Origin of the sequence: Mesorhizobium sp. M1403 (genome assembly GCF_040317695.1) — a bacterium.
In the GTDB taxonomy this organism is placed as follows: Bacteria; Pseudomonadota; Alphaproteobacteria; order Rhizobiales; family Rhizobiaceae; genus Mesorhizobium.
This window is the reverse complement of sequence record NZ_JAMYKY010000073.1, coordinates 1-4,329: the sequence shown is the minus strand read 5'-3', so window position 1 is coordinate 4,329 and position 4,329 is coordinate 1. Positions and strand designations below refer to the sequence as shown.

Annotated in this window: 4 protein-coding genes and 3 pseudogenes; 3 read left to right on the top strand and 4 right to left on the bottom strand. The window is 55.6% G+C overall.

What is annotated here, in order from left to right; all coding sequences use genetic code 11:
* Positions 1-49: 49 nt before the first annotated feature.
* A complete protein-coding gene (locus tag NKH01_RS34905; RefSeq protein ID WP_353024715.1) occupies positions 50-568 on the bottom strand; it encodes a hypothetical protein in 519 nt (172 codons plus the stop codon).
* A 124-nt stretch (positions 569-692) separates the two neighbouring features.
* On the opposite strand from NKH01_RS34905, the pseudogene NKH01_RS34900 reads away from it, so the two are divergent.
* A pseudogene (locus NKH01_RS34900) lies at positions 693-818 on the top strand (transposase domain-containing protein); the annotation flags it as partial.
* 88 nt (positions 819-906) lie between these two features.
* A complete protein-coding gene (locus NKH01_RS34895) occupies positions 907-1,290 on the top strand; it encodes a hypothetical protein (RefSeq protein WP_353024714.1) in 384 nt (127 codons plus the stop codon).
* 66 nt (positions 1,291-1,356) lie between these two features.
* Here NKH01_RS34895 and NKH01_RS34890 read toward each other — a convergent pair.
* A pseudogene (locus NKH01_RS34890) lies at positions 1,357-1,584 on the bottom strand (IS5/IS1182 family transposase); the annotation flags it as partial.
* Between the two features lie 45 nt (positions 1,585-1,629).
* Positions 1,630-2,381, bottom strand: a pseudogene (locus tag NKH01_RS34885) (IS6 family transposase).
* On the opposite strand from NKH01_RS34885, the gene NKH01_RS35420 reads away from it, so the two are divergent.
* Positions 2,380-2,535, top strand: a complete 156-nt coding sequence (locus NKH01_RS35420) for a transposase (protein ID WP_502912719.1) — start codon at positions 2,380-2,382, stop codon at positions 2,533-2,535. The pseudogene NKH01_RS34885 and the gene NKH01_RS35420 overlap by 2 nt on opposite strands.
* Before the next feature lie 473 nt (positions 2,536-3,008).
* On the opposite strand, the gene NKH01_RS34875 is transcribed toward NKH01_RS35420, so the two are convergent.
* A complete protein-coding gene (locus NKH01_RS34875) occupies positions 3,009-4,013 on the bottom strand; it encodes a sugar-binding transcriptional regulator (RefSeq protein ID WP_353024713.1) in 1,005 nt (334 codons plus the stop codon).
* Positions 4,014-4,329 lie beyond the last annotated feature (316 nt).

The following is a 4,329-nucleotide window of genomic DNA, read 5'->3' as shown; positions in this document are numbered from 1 at the left end:
TGGTGCCACCTCGCCGCTTCCCCGCATAGCTTCTCATGCATCAGAGCACTCAACAGCAAAAGGTGCGGGGAAATTCGCGCTTACCTGCAAACCCCTCTGCGCCAGCCGAGCAGACCTCCTGCAGAAATCGGTGTGAGAGCAGCTTATGGCTTTCCACCGTCGAGGCGGCGAGCCCTCTCTCATTTGTGAGATAAGCCGCGAACACATCAACAATCTGCTCGTGCTCCGTGCGCTCAATCGGAGGCACGGCTGGTATCAAACCTTCTTGCCGTAATGAAGAAAGCAAGCGCCGGAGCGCCGATCGGTCCCCCGAGTCGAGGCTCCAGTGTTTGGAACGGTGCTCAAGAAACCGGTCAACGTGAACTTCGCTTAAATCGTGGGGATCGTGCCCGTTGCCAACATGCCAGTCCATCAGCTCGCGAAACAGGCTCAGCGATCGCCAGGTGCATTGCCGACCAAAGCCTTCGTTCGACAATCTGGCCGCGTAAATGCGGGCGAACTCGCCATACGACCCGTGGATCAGCTTTCGATAAAGTGTGCTGCGTTGCAGATAATCACTTGCGTTCATGTGTCCTCTCCTTCGCATCAATTGCGACGGAGAGAGCCTAGGCTATGCCGATCCTGCTACCGCTACGTTACGGAAAGCATTGGTAAAAACTTGCTCACTCGGCATAGTTCGACGGTCGGCATAAACCTGCAAGCTCAACGCTATCGATCCGTTCGCCTATCTGAGCAGCACGCTGACGGCCATTGTCAACGGTCACAAGCAAAGTGGGATTGAGGAACTCCTGCCTTGGAACCATCGGCCCCTCCGGTAACGGAACATAGGCGGCCGCAGGTCTACCGCCTTTGACTGATGGAATCTTTCCGCGATATCATCGGCGGCAAACCGGCGAGAGCGAGACGATGAAAAAGTTCTTTCATAGCGACATACCGGAGATTGACGCATTTGAAGAATTCTTGAGAAGCGATTGGCAGCTCTTCGATTGCCGCATCGATGGATCAGCTAGTCAAGCCGTCGCAATGCCCGCTATCCAGGCTTATTATCATCAAACGCAAAGTCTCTGGGGTGGCTATCCCGAGAACTACATTCTGGCGGTACGCGACCAGCTACCGGCAGTAAAGAGCCTAGCCGCAATCATGGAAAAGCTGGACCAAGTCGACGAAGAAGAAATAATCGCTTTTGTCGGATACAACGACGGTGGCTTGATCTCCCTTTCCAGCCAACTCTGGCCGCCACAGCAAGGGGCAAAATCAGCCGACTGGTGGACCGGAAAGTTTGCGCAATAGTGCATGATGCAACTGCCTACCCAAGCTTGACCGCGTCAACGTGAGAGCTGGGCACCGCTTACTGTCTTCCATCGCAGGAATGATCTTTTCGAGCGTGTGCCCGTCGTAAGGGTTCCCGGGAAGTGCCATGGCGTGCAGGGCGGACTGACCGCCCTTTGAACGCTTCAGCGTCGTCGCCACCGACACCTTCACCCCGAACTCGTAGGGCGCGTGCGCTTTGCCTTTGCCGATGCACTCCACCTCATGGGCGTGCAGGCTGTAGATCTTGCGGCCACGCTGGCGTTGCCTCGGCGATGTCACGTTGTTCGCTTAATCCCCGCAAGGCGTTTGCCGATGAACTTACGCAGTTGCGCCGGTCACGACTTTCCAATGCGCTATTGCGCGGATCCGATGAATGTGGGTGGCGAGGGCTGAGCGTTTCTGGTGCGGCGGGACGAAGAGATTTCGGACTGCTGAAAAGACCGAGATGAAACCTTGCAAGCCGCCGACGGATCGGAAGCACTGCATCATCCGCTCTCGTTTTCGAAGCGGCACGTGAGAATTCTCCGCGCGATTGTTCAGGCCCTTGTGTGATCGATGTTCGACGCCGGGCATTACATCGCGCCCTGCCGCTCCGTATGAGCGCAGTTTGTCGCTGACGATGCGCTTGGGCGACAGGCCTTGCTTCTTCAGCAGCCTGACCAACAATCGCTTGGCAGCCTTGGTATCGCGGCGGGCCTGGACGATCTCGTCGAGAACGTAGCCGTCTTGGTCAACGGCGCGCCAAAGCCAATGTTTCTGGCCGCCGATGGAAATCACTACCTTGTCCAAATGCCAGATATCCTTTTGCGACGGCTTCTTTCTGCGCAACTGCTTGGCATAAGCCGCCCTGAATTTACGGCCCCATCGCCGGATCGTTTCGTAAGATACGACAATGCCCCACTCCAACAGCATTTCCTCGACCAACCGCAGGCTCAACGGAAACCGGAAACACAGCCACACCGCATGGGCGATGATCTGCGGTGGAAAGCGGTGGTTCTTGTAACTGATCGTCGTCGAGCTCATCCTCGCCCAATTATCCGTCAACCGTTAAGCTGCAGACAACGTGACATCGCCACCCAGACTTCAGCCGCCTTCTCAGCCGCCATCGACGAGGCCGGCCGGTTCCGCAAATCGCGAGACGCGGGTGCCTACTTTGGCCTGGTGCCCAGGCGTCATCAGTCCGGCGAACTCGACTGGACCGGCCGGATTACCAAGCAAAGGTGACAGCATGGTCCGCAAGCTTCTCTATGAAGCAGCCAACTCAATTCTGACCGGGAGCGGGAGAGCTTCGCCCTCAAGACTTGGGCGCTGAAAATCTCGAAGCACCGCGGCCTGAAGAAAGCCCGAGTGGCACTCGCGCGGCGCCTCGCTGTCATCATGCATGCCATGCTGCGCGACGGCACTTTGTTCGAGGCTCGAGATGAGGTAGAAACAGTTTGCCAGTGATAAAGCGCCAGCGCTGATCCGAGGGCGGTGTCCCGCGAGGGAACGCAGGGACGGACGATATGCGAAGGTAGTCAGATGGGCCCGAGAGCCCGCTTCGAGTCAATGCAACGTCCGGCCTTGTGAGACCCGATACAGCACGACCAGCTCCGGCTCGGCGAGTGCGGACAGATCCTTGAAACCCTCAAGGGAGACACCGCCAAGCTCTGCAAATTACAGATCTGGACCCTAAAAGACGTTGCGCCGAAGTACAACTATAGCAGCTTGGTGGCAGCCATCGCGGTCTCGCTATCTGTAACCAAATCGGTAAGCATTCCGCCACGTACAGCAGCAGCTACGATATCCCCTTTTGACAGACCGGTTGCCGCCCCAACGCGAATTGGAACGCGGCAGAAAGCATCCATTTCTATCGCGCAAACTGGGATGTACTCTCCACTGACTACAAGCTCTCCCCTTTCGTTGATCATATAGCCGCCCACATCGCCAACAGCGCCACGTTCACTCAACGCGCTCATAACTCTAAGCGAGACATGGCCTCCCCGGGCAAGCGATGAAACTTTAGGGTCCAGTGTGCCCAACCCAACGATTGCAGCCGTCGCTCTCAAGCATTTATCGATGCATTCCTGATTACCAGCATTGCGTATTAAAGAGGCGAGCATCTCACGATTTTCAACCAGAAAGGGTGCATGGAGGAACGTGCTGCGGCAGTTGTATGCACTCGAAAGCAACCGTACTGTAGCATGACCGTCAAGACCTAGTTCCGATGAGCCTACCGACCCGCACATTTGAACAACATCAATGTTGATGGGTGGCAACAGTGCAAGCGCGCGTGCGATACGATGAACCATTGTCCCTAACGTCACAGCGAGTATAGACGTATCGGTCAGCTGAGAATATACTAATTGTGCTGCCCAACTCGCAATGAGGTCGCTGACGGCATCGTCCGGAAGACTAGACGACCGGAGTACGTGCACACGTGTCCGCCCGCCTAATTTGGTAAGTTGATTTGAGAGTTGAAGGTCGTGACTGAATTCTCTACGGACTTTGATTTCAACTATACCTGCTGCACGTGCTTCGGCCAAAACTCTGGAGATGGCTGAACGATTGCACCCAAATCGTTCAGCAATATCCGCTTGACCTAAGCCATCGATGTAGTAGGCCTCCGCTATCGCGGCCAGTAGTTGAGACCGATCGGATTCTTGACGTCGCTGTGCGGCGGGTGCAATTATCTGGATCGATCTATGGGACGTACTATTCATCGAAGACCCATGCCTTAAACAAGGAATGATCGCATAAGTGCGCCCTAACCGGCCAACGCTAACTCGTCTGGGGGCCACACCAGAAGCGTCCGATACAGGATAATTATCGTAACGTAAAGCGCGGCCGGGTGGCACGCTTGACGACAGTCGAATTTCTTTTTGAATTTATGATTGCATAGTGCGTTCTTGTCGAAAGATGAAATAGCCCAGACAGGCTACGCCCATCTTAGAGGTGCCGTCGCGGGAGTGGTTGGAATTGAAAGTTGGCGTAGTCTCCGGGGTGTCAAACCTCGAATCATCCGGCGTTAGTTTAGAG